Source organism: Bordetella sp. (genome assembly GCF_057362025.1).
Window position 1 is genome coordinate 1 of record NZ_JBMQQZ010000006.1, and the last position, 18,284, is coordinate 18,284.

At 67.2% G+C, this 18,284-nt stretch carries 16 protein-coding genes; 3 read left to right on the forward strand and 13 right to left on the reverse strand.

Translation table 11 applies throughout. The features are described 5' to 3' along the window. Positions 1-193: 193 nt before the first annotated feature. The 7 genes from ACO1P8_RS02625 to ACO1P8_RS02655 all read right to left on the reverse strand — a co-directional run bounded on the left by ACO1P8_RS02625 (position 194) and on the right by ACO1P8_RS02655 (position 5,625). Positions 194-922 carry an amino acid ABC transporter ATP-binding protein gene (locus ACO1P8_RS02625; RefSeq protein ID WP_486294379.1) on the reverse strand — a complete coding sequence of 243 codons (729 nt, stop codon included), beginning with the start codon at positions 920-922 and terminating at the stop codon, positions 194-196. Next, positions 903-1,559 (reverse strand): amino acid ABC transporter permease, encoded by a 657-nt coding sequence (locus tag ACO1P8_RS02630; protein WP_486294380.1) that lies wholly within the window; start codon positions 1,557-1,559, stop codon positions 903-905. The genes ACO1P8_RS02625 and ACO1P8_RS02630 overlap by 20 nt, the downstream gene beginning before the upstream one ends. Beyond that, entirely contained in the window at positions 1,556-2,224 is a 669-nt protein-coding gene (locus tag ACO1P8_RS02635; protein ID WP_486294381.1) for an amino acid ABC transporter permease, read from the reverse strand. The genes ACO1P8_RS02630 and ACO1P8_RS02635 overlap by 4 nt, the downstream gene beginning before the upstream one ends. A 5-nt stretch (positions 2,225-2,229) precedes the next feature. Then, positions 2,230-3,012, reverse strand: coding sequence for a transporter substrate-binding domain-containing protein (locus ACO1P8_RS02640; protein WP_486294382.1), 783 nt, complete (start codon positions 3,010-3,012; stop codon positions 2,230-2,232). A gap of 222 nt (positions 3,013-3,234) precedes the next feature. After that, a complete protein-coding gene (locus ACO1P8_RS02645) occupies positions 3,235-3,438 on the reverse strand; it encodes a hypothetical protein (protein WP_486294383.1) in 204 nt (67 codons plus the stop codon). Between the two features lie 98 nt (positions 3,439-3,536). Continuing rightward, positions 3,537-4,547 (reverse strand): methyl-accepting chemotaxis protein, encoded by a 1,011-nt coding sequence (locus ACO1P8_RS02650; RefSeq protein WP_486294384.1) that lies wholly within the window; start codon positions 4,545-4,547, stop codon positions 3,537-3,539. A gap of 391 nt (positions 4,548-4,938) precedes the next feature. After that, entirely contained in the window at positions 4,939-5,625 is a 687-nt protein-coding gene (locus ACO1P8_RS02655) for a GntR family transcriptional regulator (RefSeq protein WP_486294385.1), read from the reverse strand. A 132-nt stretch (positions 5,626-5,757) separates the two neighbouring features. Here ACO1P8_RS02655 and ACO1P8_RS02660 point away from each other — a divergent pair, with 132 nt between their 5' ends. Beyond that, entirely contained in the window at positions 5,758-7,011 is a 1,254-nt protein-coding gene (locus tag ACO1P8_RS02660) for a M20/M25/M40 family metallo-hydrolase (RefSeq protein WP_486294386.1), read from the forward strand. Positions 7,012-7,065: 54 nt separating this feature from the next. On the opposite strand, the gene ACO1P8_RS02665 is transcribed toward ACO1P8_RS02660, so the two are convergent. After that, positions 7,066-8,325 (reverse strand): allantoate amidohydrolase, encoded by a 1,260-nt coding sequence (locus ACO1P8_RS02665; protein WP_486294387.1) that lies wholly within the window; start codon positions 8,323-8,325, stop codon positions 7,066-7,068. Between the two features lie 392 nt (positions 8,326-8,717). Between ACO1P8_RS02665 and ACO1P8_RS02670 the strand changes: the two genes are divergently transcribed. Beyond that, positions 8,718-9,908, forward strand: coding sequence for an acetylornithine transaminase (locus tag ACO1P8_RS02670; protein ID WP_486294388.1), 1,191 nt, complete (start codon positions 8,718-8,720; stop codon positions 9,906-9,908). 146 nt (positions 9,909-10,054) lie between these two features. Here the strand turns inward: ACO1P8_RS02670 and ACO1P8_RS02675 are convergent, their stop codons facing one another. From ACO1P8_RS02675 to ACO1P8_RS02695, 5 genes are all read right to left on the reverse strand, one after another. Next, positions 10,055-12,148, reverse strand: coding sequence for an acetyl/propionyl/methylcrotonyl-CoA carboxylase subunit alpha (locus tag ACO1P8_RS02675; protein ID WP_486294389.1), 2,094 nt, complete (start codon positions 12,146-12,148; stop codon positions 10,055-10,057). Positions 12,149-12,240: 92 nt separating this feature from the next. After that, positions 12,241-13,848, reverse strand: a complete 1,608-nt coding sequence (locus tag ACO1P8_RS02680) for a carboxyl transferase domain-containing protein (protein ID WP_486294390.1) — start codon at positions 13,846-13,848, stop codon at positions 12,241-12,243. A 14-nt stretch (positions 13,849-13,862) separates the two neighbouring features. Continuing rightward, positions 13,863-15,044: an acetyl-CoA C-acyltransferase gene (locus ACO1P8_RS02685; RefSeq protein WP_486294391.1), complete on the reverse strand. Its 1,182-nt coding sequence runs from the start codon at positions 15,042-15,044 to the stop codon at positions 13,863-13,865. A gap of 153 nt (positions 15,045-15,197) precedes the next feature. Beyond that, positions 15,198-16,376: an isovaleryl-CoA dehydrogenase gene (locus ACO1P8_RS02690; RefSeq protein WP_486294392.1), complete on the reverse strand. Its 1,179-nt coding sequence runs from the start codon at positions 16,374-16,376 to the stop codon at positions 15,198-15,200. A 143-nt stretch (positions 16,377-16,519) separates the two neighbouring features. Further along, entirely contained in the window at positions 16,520-16,903 is a 384-nt protein-coding gene (locus ACO1P8_RS02695; RefSeq protein ID WP_486294393.1) for a MerR family transcriptional regulator, read from the reverse strand. 67 nt (positions 16,904-16,970) lie between these two features. Here ACO1P8_RS02695 and ACO1P8_RS02700 point away from each other — a divergent pair, with 67 nt between their 5' ends. Then, positions 16,971-18,041, forward strand: a complete 1,071-nt coding sequence (locus tag ACO1P8_RS02700) for an MBL fold metallo-hydrolase (protein ID WP_094839473.1) — start codon at positions 16,971-16,973, stop codon at positions 18,039-18,041. Positions 18,042-18,284: the final 243 nt, after the last annotated feature.

Sequence of the window (18,284 nt, forward strand, 5' to 3'; positions counted from 1 at the left end):
CGGACGGCATCAGCAAAATACCCGCAGACAGCGACCGTCAGCGGACGGCATCAGCAAAATACCCGCAGACAGCGACCGTCAGCGGACGGCATCAGCAAAATACCCGCAGACAGCGACCATCAGCGGACGGCATGAGCAAACGCCAGCGAGCTGCGTAGTCAAACCGGCGATTGGCATCACCTCAACCGATCGCTCAATTCGCCATCCCGAGGAAATGCCGCAACTCCGGCGTACTGGGATTGCCGAACACCGTCTCGGGATCCCCGACCTCGTGTACACGCCCTTCGTGCATGAAAACCACCCGGTCGCACACCTCACGCGCGAACCGCATCTCGTGCGTGACCATGATCAGTGTCATGCCCTCACCGGCCAGCCCGCGCACGACCGCGAGCACCTCGTTGACCAGTTCGGGATCCAATGCAGAAGTAATCTCGTCGCACAGCAAAGCGATCGGCTGCATGGCCAGCGCGCGTGCGATCGCCACGCGTTGCTGCTGGCCGCCGGACAACTGGTTGGGCCAGGCGTCGAACTTGTGGCCCAGGCCCACCCGTTCGAGCATCAGCCGCGCCAACGCGCGGGCTTCCTGCTCCGGCATTTTGCGCGTCACCATCGGCGACAGCATCACGTTGCGGCCGGCGGTAAGGTGAGGGAACAGATTGAACTGCTGGAAAATCATGCCCACTTTCAGCCGCAATGCGCGCAGATGAAGATCGTCGTTCACCAGCTGTGCGTCACCCACCATGATCGAGCCCTGGTCTATCGTCTCCAGCCCGTTGATGCAGCGTAGCAGCGTACTCTTGCCCGACCCGCTCTTGCCGATGATGGCGACCACCTCGCCTGGCTCCACGCGCAGCGTGATTCCCTTCAGCACTTCGTTGGATCCGAAGCTTTTACGGACCTCTTCAAGCGCGATGAGCGGCATGCAGCTTCCTTTCCAGTTTCCGGCTCGCGCGCGACAGCGGCCAGCACAGTATGAAATAAATCAGCGCCGCCACGGCATAGACCGTGAACGGATTGAACGTAGCGTTGGTAATGATGGTGCTGGCCTTGGACAACTCGGTGAAGCCGATGATGGAGGTCAGCGCCGTACTCTTGACGATCTGCACCGAAAACCCCACCGTCGGCGCCACCGCGATGCGCAAAGCCTGGGGCAGGATTACATGGCGCATCTGTTGCGTGTAGCTCATCGCCAGGCTCGATGATGCTTCCCACTGCCCGCGCGGAATGGCATCCACGCAGCCGCGCCAGATCTCGGCAAGGAACGCGGCGGACCAGAGGATCAGTGCCGTGCCCGCGGCCAGCCAGGCCGGCACGTCCATGCCGGCCAGCGCCAGGCCGAAGAATGCCAGGAACAGCTGCATCAGGAGCGGCGTCCCCTGGAACAGTTCGATATAGGCCCAGGCAAGGCGGCGCGGCCAGTTTGCCCGTGCCGTGCGCATCATCAGTACGAGCAGGCCCAGGATCGCGCCGCCCGCAAAGGCGACCGCCGCCAGCAGCACCGTCCATCGGGCCGCCAGCAGCAGGTTGCGGACGATGTCCCAAAAGGAAAACTCGATCATCGCGCGCTCCCGCCGAAAATCCGCCGCCCCGCCAGCCGCAGGATTTGCCGCAGGATGATGGCCAGCAGCAGGTAGATGACGGTGGTGACGATGTAAACCTCGAAAGGCCGGAAGTTGCGCGACTGGATGAAATTCGCCGCGAAGGACAGGTCCTCCGCGGCGATCTGCGAACAGACGGCCGATCCCAGCATCACGATAACGATCTGCGAGGACAGCGCCGGCCAGATGCGCGCCAGTGCCGGGCGCAGGACGACGTGGCGGAACACCTGCATGCGGCTCATCGCCAGGCTCATGCCCGCTTCGTACTGGCCGCGGGGCGTGGCATCGATGCCGGCACGGATAATCTCCGTGCTGTAGGCACCCAGATTGATGGCCATCGCGAGGCAGGCCGCCTGCATCTCGCCCAATTGCAGTCCGATGGTCGGCAGGCCGAAGAAGATAAAGAACAGCTGGATCAGGAAAGGTGTGTTGCGTACCAGCTCGACGTAGGCGGTGACCGGCGGACGCGTCCAGCGGGGCCCCTGCGTACTGGCCCAGGCGCAGGCGATGCCGATGGCGACACCCGTCACCGCGCCGAAGGCGATCAGCTCCACCGTCACGCCCAGCCCTTTCAGCAGGACGGGCGTGTAGTCGGCGACCGCCAGGAAGTCGAAGCGGTAGGCCATGCGCGCTACAGCCCCGCCGGCACGTCGGCGCCCAGCCATTTGTGCGAGATGACGTTGAGCGACCCGTCCTTCTTCGCGTCAGCCAGGATGGCGTTCAGCTTGGCCTTCAGTGCCGGTTCATCCTTGTTCAGGCCGATGTAGCAGGGCGAGTTCTTGATCAGGAACTTGGTCTCCGGTTTCTTGGGCGGATTCTTCGCCAGGATGGCGGCGGCGACGACGTTGCCGGTGGCGATCAATTGCACCTGTCCGGACAGGAAGGCGGAGATCGTGCCGTTGTTGTCCTCGTAGCGCTTGATCGTGGCGCCGGCGGGGGCAATTTTGCTCAGTTCGATATCTTCCACTGCGCCGCGCGTGACGCCGATGGTTTTGCCGTTCAGGTCGGCGGGCGCGCTTGCCTTGATGCTGGAGGGACCGAACACGCCATTGAAGAAGGGGGCGTAGGCGTCGGAGAAATCGATGACCTTTTCCCGTTCGGCATTCTTGCCCATGCTGGATATGACAAGGTCGACCTTGCCGGTCTGCAGATAGGCGATGCGGTTGGCGCTGGTCACGGGAACCAGTTCCACCGTGACGCCCAGGCGGGCGGCCACCAGCCTGGCCGTGTCGATGTCGTAGCCGACCGGCTTCAGATCCGGGCCGACCGAGCCGAAGGGCGGAAAGTCCTGCGGGACGGCGACGCGGATGACCCCGGCCTTCTGGATGTTCTGCAGCGCATCGGCGCTGGCCGTGCCCGAGCCCAGTAAGGTCGCGGCGGCGCACAGCGCCATCAAAAGGTGTCTACGGTTCATTTGTGTTCTCCGGATTCCGTGATGGGGGGCCAGTGTGTTTGCACACCAAATCGGTATACAAAATTGATGATGCAAATTGCATGCCACCTTGTCGCGCGCCGGTATGCGAGAGAAGAAGCCGTAATCGGTTCGTGCAGGATGCGGCACCTTGCACCTTGCGGGTGCACGAACGCACCAAACTGGCGCGAAGGCGCGCAGGGCCAGGAGTGTTGGAAAATTACATCAGCGGCGTTCGGCGACGGGCGGCGGTGCGCCGTACTCGACCGCCCCGCGCACATCGGCAGGCAGTGGAACGGGCGCGTCGCGGCCGTCATGCCGGTCCGTCGTCGGAATGTGTCCGGTCACCGCCAGCCGTTTACTGAACAACTGCTGGACCATTTCGAGTCGACGTATGAAGGTCAATCGGACATGCTTGTGAATGTTCATCCGGCCGCGCTCCTGAGAATACTGGGTGTTGTGGTGACTTCCAGTTTCTCAAAGCCGGTTCGGATGAACCATGGATACAACCTTTTGAATCTTCACAGCTAGGCCGGCTTGTCGACGACCACGCCGTGCCACCCCATGCCCGGATACGTTTCATAGCCAGGGGTCAGCGCGTAGCCGCACAGGGCGTCCCCATCGGCGTAGTAGCCGCTCGTTTCGCCGTCGCGCGCGTGCAGCTCGAAACGATCGCTCAACAGTCCTTTGCCGTCGGTGCAGGCGATGATGCGTTGGCGTGCATCGACGATCATGCAGCGCACCGACCTGCCCGGCTCCGGCGCCAGCCGTACATTGGCCAGCACGCCCGCCGCCTGTTTGCGCCAGTCGAAGAACACGGCCATCACGCCTATCGGCCGTCGCTCGCCCGGCGGATATACGCCGGCGGCGTAAATGGCCGCTTGCGCGTTGCCCAGCGCGGGCACGCATTCGATGTCGCAGCTGGCGTATTCCTCCGGACCGGCGAAGGCCATGGCCTGGCGGAACCAGGCTGTGGACGATACATCGCGCTGCGCGGCTTCCGGATAGGCCTGGGGGCGGCCGTTGCATAGCACGCGGCCCGTGGCATCGACGATCCAGATATCCAGATAGACGGTGTACGTGTCCAGGATGATGCCCAGCCGCTCGCCGGCGTGTTGCGCCGTATCGATACCGGGCTCGGACAGCGCGGTCGTGACCGCGCTGTCCGTGGCCCACCAGCGGACGTCGCAAGTCCGCTCGTAGAGATTGCGGTCGATGGTTTCGATGGCGTTCAGCGCCAGGTCCGCCAGGCGTTGACCGCGGCTGCGGCGCAATTGATGCGTGACGCTCTGCGCGAGCTCCTGTAATTCGGTTTGCAGCGAATTGGCGAGCGCTTCGACGCGTTCCGAGACCTCGCGCACGCGGCCCGCCACGATGGCGAAGCCGCGCCCGGCCTCGCCGACGTGCGACGCCTCGATGGCGGCATTCAGGCCGAGCAGGCGCGTCTCCAGCGTGATTTCCTTGATATCGCGGATCTTTCCGCTGGTGATCTTGCCTATCAGCGAGGACAGGTCGGCGATGGTCTGCGCTTCTTCCATGGAGTGTCCGGTCAGGATGCGCTTACGCGGAGCGGGCGTTGCGAGGCACGGGCGGGCCTTGCGGGGTTTTGAATGGGAAAGCGGTGGGGGTGCGGGGCTTTGGCCGCGCGGCATGGCTTGCGGTCCGTGCCCGCGCGGCGGCAAGCCGCGGCACAGAAATACTATGAAATAAAAGTGTGACAGAAAAGAACTTTCCATCGCCAGGGCAGGCGCCGCGCCACGGCGGCCGTCACCGGCAGGACGCCCGGCGCCCGAATGGTGCCGGGCCTGCACGGAATCGGTGCGGTATGAACGGTCGCCGGTGCCCCTTACAGCCCGCGCCAGGGTGCATGCAAGCGGGGCGAAGACGACCCCGTACGGAGGCCGCGCGATCAGACCGGCAGTGTGGCGATCAGGTCAGCAGCGCGGCTACCAGGTCGCCATCGCCCCCGGTGTCGGCCTCGAAGTCGAGTCCGCTCTCGACGTGGTCCAGGTGCTCGATCATCAGGCGGCAGGCCAGTTCGACGTCGCCCTCGCGGGCGGCGTCGAGGAAAGCATGGTGTTCGTCGGAGGAGCAGGCGGCGTCCACGTTCGACTGATACAGCACCGTGATGATGGCGCTACGAGCGGACAATTCGCGCAGCATTTCGGTCAGCACGGAATTGCCGGCCACTTCCGCGAGCAGGATGTGGAAGTCCCCCAGCAGGCGATTGCGCAACTGGACGTCGCTGCCCGCCAAGGCCTTGCGCTCCTGCTTCAGGTGCTGCTCGATCCGTTTGTAATCCGCCGCCTTGGCCCGCGCGACGAATTCGCGCGCCATGGCGGTTTCCAGGATACGCCGTACGGAGAAGATTTCGCGCGCCTCGGCCGCGCTGGGCTTGCTGACGAAAGCACCCTTGTCCGGCACCGTGCGGATCAGCTTGTCCTTGGTCAGCATCAGCAGTGCGGCGCGGATCTTCGTTCGGCTGACGCCGTAGGCGCGCGCCAGCGCTTCTTCGCGCAGCCGCGTCCCGGGAGGCAGTCTGTGCGCGACGATGGCCGCCGCGATATCGCGGGCGATGTGCTCGGTGCTGGTGTCGGCTGCGTTCGGTGCGGGCATTGCGGTGCGGTGGGAATGAACCGGAGACTGGGGGGCGCGGCCGGGGAGCCCGGACGCGGCGCAGGCATCAAGTCTACCCAATTCTGGGCGACAGGGATTGCATACAAAATTTACATGCATTAGAGTGGCCGCATGATGTCCCACGTCCCGCCCCTGCTTTCCTTCCTGGATGGCCAGCACGATCGCCAGGTGGAATTCCTGCGCGAGCTCGTCCGCGTCCCCTCCGACAATCCTCCCGGCGATTGCGAAGCGATCGCGCGGCGCGCCCAGTCCCTGCTGCAGGATCTCGGCCTGCAGGTGGAGGCCCACGTGGTCCCCGCCGAGCTCGTGCAAGCCAACGGTATGCGCTCGGCGGTCAACCTGATCGTGCGGCACCGCTTCGGCCCGGGCGGACCGGTGATTGCCCTGAACGCCCATGGCGACGTGGTGCCCCCCGGCGAAGGCTGGCGCCGCGACCCCTACGGCGGCGATATCGAGCACGACGCCCAGCACGGCCCGGTGATGTACGGCCGCGGCGTCGCGGTATCGAAATCCGATTTCGCCACCTATACCTGGGCCCTGCTGGCGCTGCGCGAGGCGCAGCGCCAGGGCGCCGCGATGCGCGGCGCGGTCGAGCTGCACTTCACCTTCGACGAGGAAGCGGGCGGCGAGATCGGCCCGCGCTGGCTGCTGGACCAGGGGCTGAGCAGCCCGGACTATGCCGTATCCGCCGGTTTCGGCTATGCCGTCACGTCGGCGCACAATGGCTGCCTGCATGTGGAGGTTTCCGTGCAGGGGCGGCAGGCCCATGCCGCCATGCCGGAAACGGGGCTCGATGCACTGGAAGCCGCCACCCAGGTATTGCAGGCGCTGTACGCCTTCCGTGCCGAACTCGCCGGCCGCCGCTCGGGTACGCCCGGTATCGGCGCGCCGACCTTGAACGTCGGGCTGATCCACGGCGGCATCAATACCAACGTGGTGCCGGATCGCGTCACCTTCCGCGTCGACCGCCGCATGATCCCCGAAGAGGCCGGACACGACGCCGAGGCCGAGCTGCGCGGCATTGTCGACGCCGCCATCGCGCGCCGGCCCGGCTGCGCGGCGACTGTCAGGCGCATTATGCTGGCGCAGCCGCTGACCCGGCTGCCGGGTGCGGAACGGCTGATCGAGCCCCTGCAGCGCCACGCCGCGCGCATCATGCAGGCCGACATTCCGGTGCAAGGCGTGCCGCTCTATACGGACGCGCGCCACTACACGCAGCGTGGCATTCCCACCGTGCTGTACGGCGCCGGTCCCCGCACCCTCGTCGAAGCGGGCGGCCACAACGCCGACGAAAACCTGCGGCTGGAAGACCTGCGCAAGGCCACGCAGGTCGTGACCCTGGCGCTGGCCGAGCTGCTGGCCTGAGGCCCCGCGGCATCGCGCCCCGGCATGGCACCGCCGCGGCACCGCAGCGCTTCCCTATTCCAGGGTGCGCGCCAGGCTAAGCAGGAACGTCTCCGTTACCTGGGCCGCCAACTGTACGTCTTCGCCGGTCACCGTTTCCAGGGGATTGTGGCTGACGCCGCCGTTGCCGCAGCGGGCGAACAGCATGCTGACCGGCGCCGCCTTCGCGACCATCATCGCGTCGTGGCCGGCGCCCGACGGCAGTTCGTGGACCGGCTCCCCGTGCGCGGCGATCGCCGCCGACCATAGCGAGCGTTGCGCGGGTGCGCAGGGCGTCGCCGGCACGCGCATGATTTCTTCCATCGTCATGCCGATGCCGCGACGGTCGCAGATGGCGGCGATCTCCGCGTCCAGGTCGGCGAGCGCGGCGTCGCGCAACGTGTCGTCGGGCGCGCGCACGTCCAGGGATAGCTGGCAGCGGCCGGGGATGACATTGATCGAGCCGTCCGGCACCTCGAGACGGCCGACGGTGCCGACCAGGCCGTCGCCGCGCTGGCAGCGCCGTTCCACCGCCAGCACGACCTCGGCCGCCGCGCAGGCCGCGTCATGCCGCAGGCCCATGGGCGTGGTTCCCGCATGGCCGGCCTGGCCCTGCAGCGTCAGCAACCGCCGCACGCCGCCCGCGATCGCGCTGACCACGCCGACGGCCAGGCCGCGGTCCAGCAGCACCGGACCCTGTTCGATGTGGACCTCGAAATAATGCGCCAGCCGCGCGATGTCGCCGGCATCGGTGTTCACGCGGGCAGGATCGAAACCGGCTTCGCGCAAGGCATCGCGCATGGCGATGCCGGCGGCATCGGTGCGGTCGAGTACGGCGCTGTCGAAGCGTCCGACGTAGGCCGACGAACCCAGGAAGGTGCCGCCGAAGCGCAACCCCTCTTCCTCGGCAAAACCCACGACCTCGAAATCGAAAGGCAACCGCCGGCCTTGCGCATGCAGTTCGGCCACGACGGCGATGGGCAGCAAAATGCCAAGCCTTCCGTCATAGCGGCCGCCATTGCGCACGGTGTCGTAGTGGCTGCCCGTGGCCACCAGGCGGGCGGCGTCCTGACCCGGGACCGCGCGATACCGTCCGATCACATTGCCGACCGCGTCATGGCGCACGTCGTCGAAGCCCGCCTCGCGCATCCAGGTGGCAAGCATCGCGGCCACCGCGCGGTGCGCGGGCGTCATATAGGCGCAGGTCAGGTGCTCCGGATGGTCGGAATGCAGCGCCAGGGCATCGGCCCAGCGCAGGATTCTTTCGCCGCGGGGGGGCAGGGATATGGGTGGCATGTCGGGCTCCGCACAGTGGAAGATCCCGGTCGGCGGTCCGCCATGCCGCCGGGATGCTGATTTAACGACATTACACAAACTTTGTATACACTTCGCCGCGTGGATTCCCGCTGGGCCCGCGAAGTCCCGGACAAGGCGACAGCGCCTGGCGGGTCGCGCCGGTGGGCCCGCCGGGGGGCCGCAGCGCGCCGGCATCCGGCTGCCGCGCGGCGGCCCTTCCATGGGCCGTTGCGAAGGCGACTGATGCATTGGCTGATGCATTTTTACCGCGCCGCGCGGATTCCTCGGTCCCGGATGGCAATCCCGCCGCCAACGGGTGATAAATTTACTCCCTTGCCCGCCCGAGACCCAGGGCGGTGCAAACCTCATCCTTCCTTAGACCAGGAACAGCCATGGAATTCAGCCAGTACAACGTCAACACCCTCATGGAGATCACCTCCCGCCCGGACCTCGTGTTCGTGCGAGGAGAGGGATCCTGGCTGGAGGACAACACGGGCAAGCGATACCTGGACTTCATCCAGGGATGGGCCGTGAACTGCCTGGGGCACACCGCCCCTGAAATGCTGCGCGCGCTGAACGACCAGGCCGCCAAGCTGATCAATCCCTCGCCCGCCTACTACAACGAGCCTTCGTTGCAGCTGGCGCAGCGCCTGGCCCAATCGTCGGTGTTCGACCGCATCTTCTTCGCCAACAGCGGCGCGGAGGCCAACGAAGGCGCCATCAAGCTGGCCCGCAAGTGGGGCAAGGTGAATCGCAACGGCGCCTACAAGATTATCACCATGGACCACAGCTTCCATGGGCGCACGCTGGCGACCATGTCGGCGTCGGGCAAGCCCGGCTGGGACACGATGTTTGCGCCGCAGGTGGACGGCTTTCCCAAGGCCGACCTGAACGACCTGGATTCGGTACGCAAGCTGATCGACCCGCAGACCGTCGCCATCATGCTGGAACCCGTACAGGGAGAAGGCGGTGTCATCCCCGCCAGCACGGAATTCATGCAAGGGCTGCGCAAGCTGGCCGACCAGCACGGCATCCTGCTGATCGTGGACGAAGTCCAGACCGGCATGGGCCGCACCGGCACCATGTACGCCTACCAGCAGTACGGCATCACGCCGGACATCATGACGCTGGGCAAGGGCATCGGCGGCGGCGTTCCGCTGGCCGCCCTGCTGGCGCGCCAGGACATCAGCGTGTTCTCGCATGGCGAGCAGGGCGGCACCTACAACGGCAATCCGCTGATGACGGCGGTTGGCGTGGCGGTGTTCGATGTGCTGAATGCCCCGGGTTTCCTGGAGTCCGTGCAGGCGCGCGGCCGCCAGTTGTCCGATGGGCTGCTCAAGCTGTCGGCCAAGTGGGGCATGCATGGCGAACGCGGCGCCGGCCTGCTGCGCGCGCTGGTGATGGATCGCGACGACGGCCCGGCCATCGTCGACGCGGCTCGCAAGCTGGAGCCGCAAGGCATGCTGCTGAACGCGCCGCGCGGCAACCTGCTGCGCTTCATGCCGGCCCTGAACGTGACCGAGCAGGAAATCGACCTGATGCTGGAAACGCTGGACGGCGTGATCGCCGCGATGCGCGGCTAGGCCGGCCTGCTGCCGGGAAGAAGGGCCTCGCGCAGACCATGGCGCGGGGCCTTTTTTGCGTCCGCGCTCCTCGCCTTCCCGCCGGTATGCGCCACGATGCCGGCGATTGCCTGCGGGGTACGCCCACTGCTTTGCGCCGATGGGACTTACCGCAGCGCGATCAACGCGGCTCCTTCGGCCACCTGGTCGCCCACCGCGTAGAATACTTCCGCTACTTCGCCGTCCGCGGCCGCCGTGATGGTGTGTTCCATTTTCATGGCTTCCATGACGAGCAGCGCCTGGCCCTTGCGTACCGCATCGCCGGCGCGCACGCCGATGGAGATGATTTTGCCCGGCATGGGCGCCGTCATGTCGCCGCCATGTTCGCCGTGCTCCTCGCCCGCGTGGGCCAGCGGATCGTGCAGCACCAGCTGACGGGCGTCGCCGTCGTGGAAGACGTGCAGGCTTTCGCCGCACCACACCGCCACGCCATGGATATCGTCGTCGCCCAGGGTCACGCGGATCGCCCAGCCCTGCCCGCCTTCGCCGCGGGGCGCGGCCTCCCATCGCAGCAGGCGCGGCGCACCGCCGTCCGGCGCCAGGCTCCACGCGTCGCGCTCGCGCCGCAGTACAGCGGTGCGCCGGGCGTCCTGGTCCAGCCAGTGTATGGGCCGTTCGTACCGTCCATCCACGCGCCAGCCGTCACGCGTATCCCAGGGGTCCGGCGATGCATGGGCCTGGCGGTGCGCGGCCGTCGGCGATGCAGGCGTGGCGCCGGCGTCCTGGGCGCCCGCCATCGCATCGTCGTGAAGGGCGCGACCGCCTGTCGCGCCCTCGCGCGCCAGCAGCGCCGCTGTGGATAGCGCCAGCATGGACGGCGATGCGGTTCCCGCGGGCGGCAGCAGCGTGTCGCGCCGCCGTTCGATCAAGCCGGTGTCCAGGTCGGCGGCGGCGAAGGCCTCGTCGCGCATCAGGCGGCCCAGGAAGGCGGTATTGGTATGCACCCCCGCGACGCGCACCTGCGCCAGCGCCTGCGCCATGCGGGCACGCGCGGCATCGCGGTCCTCGCCATGCACGATCAGTTTGGCGATCATGGGGTCGTAGTAAGGCGTGATCGCATCGCCTGCCCGCACGCCTCCATCCACGCGCACCGCGCCATTCGCGAAGGCGGTGTGCGGCGGCAGATCCAGGTACCGCACGGTGCCGATGGAAGGCAGGAAGCCGGTGTCGGGATTTTCGGCATAGATGCGCGCCTCGATGGCATGGCCGCGCAGCCGCAGGTCCTGCTGCCGCGCGGGCAACGGCTCGCCGGCTGCCACGCGCAACTGCCATTCGACCAGATCCACGCCGGTGATCATTTCGGTCACCGGGTGTTCCACCTGCAGCCGGGTATTCATCTCCATGAAATAGAAGCGGCCGTCGGGTTCGACGATGAACTCCACCGTACCCGCCCCCACGTAGCCCACTGCCCGCGCCGCGGCGACGGCGGCTTCGCCCATGGCCTGGCGCCGGTCTTCCGTCATGCCGGGCGCGGGCGCCTCCTCGATGACTTTCTGGTGGCGCCGCTGCACGGAGCAATCGCGCTCGAACAGATAGATGCAGTGTCCGTGGGTATCTGCGAAGACCTGGATTTCGATATGCCGGGGCTTCTGCAGGTAGCGTTCGAGCAGTACGCGATCGTCGCCGAAGCTGGACGACGCTTCGCGCCGGCAGGAGGCCAGCGCATCGGCGAAATCGGCGCCGTCCTGCACGATGCGCATGCCCTTGCCGCCGCCTCCGGCGCTGGCCTTGATCAGGACGGGGTAGCCGATGGCATCGGCCTGCCGGCGCAGGAAGGCGGCGTCCTGGTTGTCGCCGTGGTAGCCGGGCACCAGCGGTACGCCGGCTTTCTCCATGAGCTGCTTGGCGGCCGATTTGCTTCCCATGGCGGCGATGGCGCCGGCGGGCGGCCCGACGAAGGCGATGCCCGCCGCCGTGACGATTTCCGCGAAGCCGGCGTTTTCCGACAGGAAGCCATAGCCGGGATGGATGGCCTGCGCGCCCGCAGCCTGCGCCGCGGCCAGGATCAGGTCGCCGCGCAGATAGCTGGCGCCGGGTTCGGCCGGTCCCAGGCGTACGGCGGCATCGCAGGCGGCGACGTGCGGCGCGCGCGCGTCCGCGTCCGAATAGACGGCAATGGTGCGGATGCCCAGGCGGCGGGCGGTTGCCGCCACCCGGCAGGCGATTTCACCGCGGTTGGCGATAAGCAGGGTTGAGAACACGCGGACTCCTGATGACTTGCGGGAACAGCTTCACCGAACACATGCGGGCGGGGACGGGCGGACAACCGCGAGCGCGCGCATCCTGCATGGCGCTACATGCGGAAAACGCCGAAGCGGCTTTCCGGTATGGGCGCGTTCAAGGCGGCGGACAGGCCCAGCGCCAACACGCGGCGCGTGTCGGCGGGCGCGATGATGCCGTCGTCCCACAGCCGCGCGGTGGCATGATAAGGATGGCCTTCCCGTTCGTACTGTGCGCGGATCGGCGCCTTGAAGGCTTCCTCCTCTTCGGCGGACCATGCGCCGCCCTTGGCCTGGATACCGTCGCGCCGTACCGTCGCCAGCACGCTGGCGGCCTGTTCGCCACCCATGACGGAAATCCGCGCGTTGGGCCACATGAACAGCAGGCGTGGCGAGTACGCGCGTCCGCACATCCCGTAGTTGCCCGCGCCGAAGGATCCGCCGATCAGCACGGTGAACTTCGGCACGGCCGCCGTGGCCACCGCGGTGACCATCTTGGCGCCGTGGCGCGCGATCCCTTCGTTCTCGTACTTGCGGCCCACCATGAAACCGGTGATGTTCTGCAGGAACACCAGGGGAATGCGGCGCTGCGCGCAGAGCTCGATGAAGTGCGCGCCCTTCTGCGCGGATTCGGAAAACAGGATGCCGTTGTTGGCGACGATGCCCACGGGCATGCCGTGCACGTGGGCGAAGCCGGTGACCAGTGTCTGGCCGTAGCGTGCCTTGAACTCGTCGAAGGCGGAATCGTCGACGATGCGCGCGATGACTTCGCGCACGTCGTAGGGCTTGCGCGTATCCGCCGGAATGATGCCGTTCAGCTCCTCCGGGTCGTAGCGCGGCGCGCGCGCCGGCTGCAGCGCCAGCGGTTGCGGCTTGATGCGGTTCAGGCGCGCCACCGCGTCGCGCGCCAGGCGCAGCGCATGGTGGTCGTCCGCCGCCAGGTGGTCGGCCACGCCGGACAGGCGCGTATGCACGTCGCCGCCGCCCAGGTCCTCGGCGCTGACTTCCTCGCCGGTGGCCGCCTTGACCAAGGGCGGGCCGCCCAGGAAGATGGTGCCCTGGTTGCGCACGATGATGGATTCGTCGCTCATGGCCGGCACGTAGGCGCCGCCGGCGGTGCAGGATCCCATCACCACGGCGATCTGCGCGATGCCGTCCGCCGACATCGCGGCCTGGTTATAGAAAATGCGGCCGAAATGGTCGCGGTCGGGAAAGACGTCTTCCTGCAGCGGCAGGTTGGCCCCTCCGGAATCGACCAGATAGATGCAGGGCAGGCGGTTCTGCGCGGCGATTTCCTGCGCGCGCAGATGCTTTTTGACCGTCATCGGATAGTAGGTGCCGCCCTTCACGGTGGCGTCGTTGCATACGATGACGCACTCAGTGCCCGATACGCGGCCGATGCCGGTGATCAGGCCGGCCGCCGGCGCGTCGCCGTCGTACATGCCTTGCGCCGCCAGCGGCGAGAGCTCCAGGAAGGGCGTGCCGGGGTCCAGCAGGTGTTCCACGCGCTCGCGCGGAAGCAGCTTGCCGCGCGAGACGTGCCGCGCGCGGGCGGTGTCCCCGCCGCCCTGTGCGGCCATGGCCATCTGCGTGCGCAGATCGTCCAACAGGGCCCGCATGGCGCGCGCGTTGTCCTGGAAGTCCTGCGCGCGCGGGTTGATGCGCGATTCGATGATGGCCATGGCCTGCGCGCGCCTTACAGCATCTCGATGGCCATGGCGACGGCCTCGCCCCCGCCGATGCACAGCGTCGCCACGCCGCGCTTGCGGTCGTTCTTGCGCAGCGCGCCGATCAGCGTGGCCACCAGCCGCGCGCCGGAGGCGCCGATGGGATGACCCAGCGCGGTGGCGCCGCCATGCACATTGACCTTGCTGTGAGGGATGTTGAATTCCTTCATGACGCCCATCGTGACCACGGCAAAGGCCTCGTTGACTTCGTACAGGTCGACGTCCTCGGCGCGCCACCCGGTCTTCTGGAACAGGTTCTTCAGCGCGCCCGTGGGCGCGGTGGTGAACCACTGCGGTTCCTGGGAGTGCTGGGCATGGCCGACGATGCGCGCCAGCGGCCGCAGGCCGAGTTTTTCCGCGGTGGATTGGCGCATCAGCACCATGGCCGCCGCGCCGTCGGAGATCGATGCCGACGTGGCCGCCGTCACCGTGCCGTCCTTCTTGAAGGCGGGTTTCAGGGTGGGGATTTTTTCCGGCATGGCCTTGGTGGGCGCTTCGTCCGTGTCGACGACGGTGTCGCCCTTGCGGCCCGCCACCGTAACCGGCGCAATTTCCCACTTGAAGCTGCCGTCCTCGGTGGCGGCGCGCGCGCGCCGCAACGACTCGGTGGAAAAGGCGTCCTGCTGTTCCCGCGTGAATTCATAGCGCGCCGCGCAGTCTTCCGCGAACACGCCCATGGCGGTCCCGCGCTGGTAGGCGTCTTCCAGGCCGTCCAGCGCCATATGGTCGTACACGGTGGAATGCCCGTAGCGGTAGCCCTGGCGGGCCTTGAGCATCAGGTAGGGCGCGTTGCTCATGCTTTCCTGCCCGCCGGCCACCACGACCTGCGCCGACCCGGCGGTCAGCAGGTCGTGGCCCAGCATCGCGGCCTTCAGGCCGGAGCCGCAGACCTTGTGCACGGTGGTGCAGGCCACGCCCTTAGGCAGGCCCGCGCCCAAAGCGGCCTGGCGCGCGGGCGCCTGGCCCTGGCCTGCCTGCAGCACATTGCCCATCAGCACTTCGTCCACTTGCTCGGGCTTGAGGCCGGCGCGTTCGACGGCGGCCTTGATGACGGTGGAACCCAGTTCGTGCGCGGCCAGGCCGGACAGGCTGCCCAGCATGCCGCCCATGGGCGTGCGGGCGACGGAAACGATGACGATGGGATCGGACATGATGGACTCCTGGTTCGGCGTGGGCGGCCGGGCCGCCGTGATGGATGCGCCGGGCCTGCCGGGCGCGGCGCGGGATTCAAGGGCCTGTCGGGCCGGGCGGCGGTTGGCGTGCAACGCCGCGCCGCCGGCCGGGGACGACAGGACGCGGCAGGGTCAGGCGGTCTCGTTGAAGAGTTCTCGCCCGATTAGCATACGGCGGATTTCGCTGGTGCCGGCACCGATTTCGTACAGCTTGGCGTCGCGCCACAGGCGCCCGGTGGGGAATTCGTTGATATAGCCGTTGCCCCCCAGGATCTGCACGCCTTCGCCGGCCATCCAAGTGGCTTTTTCGGCGGTATAGAGGATGAGCGCGGCGCAGTCCTTGCGCACGCGCCGCACGTGGCCGGCGCCCAGATTGTCCAGATTGCGGCCCACGGCGTAGCAGAAGGCGCGGCTGGCCTGCAGCCCGGCGTACATGTCGGCGACCTTGCCCTGGATCAGCTGGAACTCGCCGATGGCCTGTCCGAACTGTTTGCGGTCGTGGATGTAGGGCACGACGACGTCCATGACGGCCTGCATGATGCCCAGCGGCCCGCCGGCAAGTACCGCGCGTTCGTAGTCCAGGCCGCTCATCAGGACGTTCACGCCGCCGTTGACCTGGCCCAGGACGTTGTCCTCGGGCACCTCGCAGTCCTGGAACACCAGCTCGCCGGTATGGCTGCCGCGCATGCCCAGTTTGTCCAGCTTTTGCGCCACCGAGAAGCCGGCAAAGCCTTTCTCGACCAGGAAGGCGGTGATGCCGCGCTGCCGGGCCTGCGGGTCCGTCTTGGCATACACCACCAGGGTGTCGGCGTCCGGGCCGTTGGTGATCCACATCTTGCTGCCGTTCAGCACGTAGCGGTCGCCTTTTTTGTCCGCGCGCAATGTCATGCCGACGACATCGGAGCCGGCGCCCGGTTCGCTCATGGCCAGGGCGCCGACGTGCTCTCCGGAGATCAGCTTGGGCAGGTAGCGGCGCTTCTGGTCTTCCGTGCCATTGCGGTGGATCTGGTTGACGCACAAGTTGGAGTGGGCGCCGTAGGACAGGCCGACCGACGCGCTGGCGCGCGAGATTTCCTCCATGGCGATCATGTGCGCCAGGTACCCCATCTGCGCGCCGCCGTAGGCTTCGTCCGCCGTCATGCCCAGCACGCCCAGGTCGCCCAGCTTCTTCCAGAGCTCCATGGGGAATTGATCGCTGCGATCGATTTCCGCCGCGCGCGGCGCGATTTCAGCCTGGGCGAAGCGTCGCACGCTGTCGCGCAGCAGGTCCAGGTCTTCGCCCAGATCGAAACTCAAGCCGGGAATATCCATGGGGGTCTCCGAGAAATGCAGGCCGATGCGATGCCGCGCCACTTATATTACGTTTACGTAAACGTTATATCAATACGCTATCCGGCTGTCCGGTTGGGACGCTGCCGGCGCCTGTCCGGCCGGCGTCCGCCGTCCCATCCGCCCTAGCCGTGGCTGTCCAGCAGCCGCCGGCATTCGGCTTCCTGTCCGGCGATCTCGCCCAGGGTGTCGTCGATATCCTGGCGCTGCCGTTCCAGCGTCTGCCGGTGCCGCGTCAGTACCGCCAGATACTCGCGCAGCTGCTGGGCCTGGGTATCGCCCGGGCCGTCGTACATATCGATCAGGGTGCGGATTTCCGACAGCTGCAGGCCCAGGCGCTTGCCGCGCAGCGCCAGCTTCAGGCGAGTGCGGTCCCGGGCGTCGTAGACGCGGTTGCGTCCCTCCCGTGCCGGACTGACGATGCCCTGGTCCTCGTAGAACCGGATCGTACGCGGGGTGATGTCGAATTCGCGGGCGAGTTCGGAGATGGTCCAGGAGGCGGGCGGCATGGCATTGGCACCTTACGTAAACGTCAATTATGATGGGATGAACGCTACCGTCAAGGGGAGATGCCGCATGAATCCGAATGAGCACAAGCTGGAATACCCGTGGGGCGAAAGCCAGCCGGAACCGGGCGTCGCCCGCGAGGTGGCGCCGGGTGTGCGATGGATACGCATGCCGCTGCCCTTCGCCCTGGACCATATCAACCTGTGGCTGTTGCGCGACGAGATCGAAGGCCGCCAGGGTTGGACGGTGGTCGATACCGGCATCAGCCGGGACGAGGTCAGGACGCTATGGGAGCGCATCTTCGACGAGCAGCTGGAAGGATTGCCGGTCCTGCGTGTGCTGGTCACCCATATGCATCCGGACCACGTCGGCCTGGCGGAATGGATCTGCCGCCGCTGGGACGCGCCCCTCTGGATGACGATGACCGACTACGCCGTCGCCTGCCTGTTTTCGCGGGGCAGTTCGACCTCCAGCGGCGGCGCCGGGGCCGGCGGCGACGATGCCGTGGCCCATTTCGCCCGGCATGGCCTGGCGGACCTGCAGGCGCAGCAGCAGATCCGCGAGCGCGCGGGCTACTACCCGAATCTGGTGCCGGCCATGCCGCCGCGCTTTACGCGCATCATGGATGGCGAACGGGTACGCGTGGGCAAGCACGACTGGCGCGTCATCGTGGGTCATGGCCATGCGCCGGAACACGCGTCGCTGTACTGTCCCGCGCTGAACGTGCTGATTTCCGGCGATATGGTGCTGCCGCGTATTTCCACCAACGTCAGCGTCTTCAATTACGAGCCGGATGCGAATCCGTTGCCGTTGTACCTGCGCTCCCTGGACGCCTACGGCGACCTGCCGGGCGATGCGCTGGTGCTGCCCTCGCATGGACGGCCCTTCAAGGGCCTGCACGAGCGCATCGCGCAACAGCACGCGCACCATGCCGACCGCCTGGCCGAAGTCATGGAGGCCTGCGCCCAGCCTTGCAGCGCCTCGGATGTGGTGCCCGTCCTGTTCAAGCGCAAGCTGGACCTGCATCAGCTGACCTTCGCCATGGGCGAGGCGCTGGCGCATCTGCACGCCCTGTACTTCGACGGACGCCTGAAGCGCCAAACCGGCGAAGACGGCGTGGTGCGTTTCGTCGCCGCCTGAGTCCGGGCGATTCTTTCGGCGCGGGGGCTGGCGGCGGGCGCGCCGCCCATCCCTAGGGCCTGTTAACGCTAGAAGGAGCCCCGCACTGGCCGAGTCCGGAGCGGCAGACTAGGCGCGGACGACGCGGCGTGGTTAATCCACGTGAGGAGTCCGTAACGACGTATGCCGCCCCGGACTCGGCCAGTGCGAGGCTCCTTCTAGCGTTAACAGGCCCTAGGGATGGACGGCGCGCCCGCCGCCAGC

Bases quoted from the DNA above. Each gene is read 5' to 3' on its own strand.
- ACO1P8_RS02625 (WP_486294379.1), bottom strand. From the start codon at position 922: ATGCCGCTCATCGCGCTTGAAGAGGTCCGTAAAAGCTTCGGATCCAAC.
- ACO1P8_RS02630 (WP_486294380.1), bottom strand. From the start codon at position 1,559: ATGATCGAGTTTTCCTTTTGGGACATCGTCCGCAACCTGCTGCTGGCG.
- ACO1P8_RS02635 (WP_486294381.1), bottom strand. From the start codon at position 2,224: ATGGCCTACCGCTTCGACTTCCTGGCGGTCGCCGACTACACGCCCGTC.
- ACO1P8_RS02640 (WP_486294382.1), bottom strand. From the start codon at position 3,012: ATGAACCGTAGACACCTTTTGATGGCGCTGTGCGCCGCCGCGACCTTA.
- ACO1P8_RS02645 (WP_486294383.1), bottom strand. From the start codon at position 3,438: ATGAACATTCACAAGCATGTCCGATTGACCTTCATACGTCGACTCGAA.
- ACO1P8_RS02650 (WP_486294384.1), bottom strand. From the start codon at position 4,547: ATGGAAGAAGCGCAGACCATCGCCGACCTGTCCTCGCTGATAGGCAAG.
- ACO1P8_RS02655 (WP_486294385.1), bottom strand. From the start codon at position 5,625: ATGCCCGCACCGAACGCAGCCGACACCAGCACCGAGCACATCGCCCGC.
- ACO1P8_RS02660 (WP_486294386.1), top strand. From the start codon at position 5,758: ATGATGTCCCACGTCCCGCCCCTGCTTTCCTTCCTGGATGGCCAGCAC.
- ACO1P8_RS02665 (WP_486294387.1), bottom strand. From the start codon at position 8,325: ATGCCACCCATATCCCTGCCCCCCCGCGGCGAAAGAATCCTGCGCTGG.
- ACO1P8_RS02670 (WP_486294388.1), top strand. From the start codon at position 8,718: ATGGAATTCAGCCAGTACAACGTCAACACCCTCATGGAGATCACCTCC.
- ACO1P8_RS02680 (WP_486294390.1), bottom strand. From the start codon at position 13,848: ATGGCCATCATCGAATCGCGCATCAACCCGCGCGCGCAGGACTTCCAG.
- ACO1P8_RS02685 (WP_486294391.1), bottom strand. From the start codon at position 15,044: ATGTCCGATCCCATCGTCATCGTTTCCGTCGCCCGCACGCCCATGGGC.
- ACO1P8_RS02690 (WP_486294392.1), bottom strand. From the start codon at position 16,376: ATGGATATTCCCGGCTTGAGTTTCGATCTGGGCGAAGACCTGGACCTG.
- ACO1P8_RS02695 (WP_486294393.1), bottom strand. From the start codon at position 16,903: ATGCCGCCCGCCTCCTGGACCATCTCCGAACTCGCCCGCGAATTCGAC.
- ACO1P8_RS02700 (WP_094839473.1), top strand. From the start codon at position 16,971: ATGAATCCGAATGAGCACAAGCTGGAATACCCGTGGGGCGAAAGCCAG.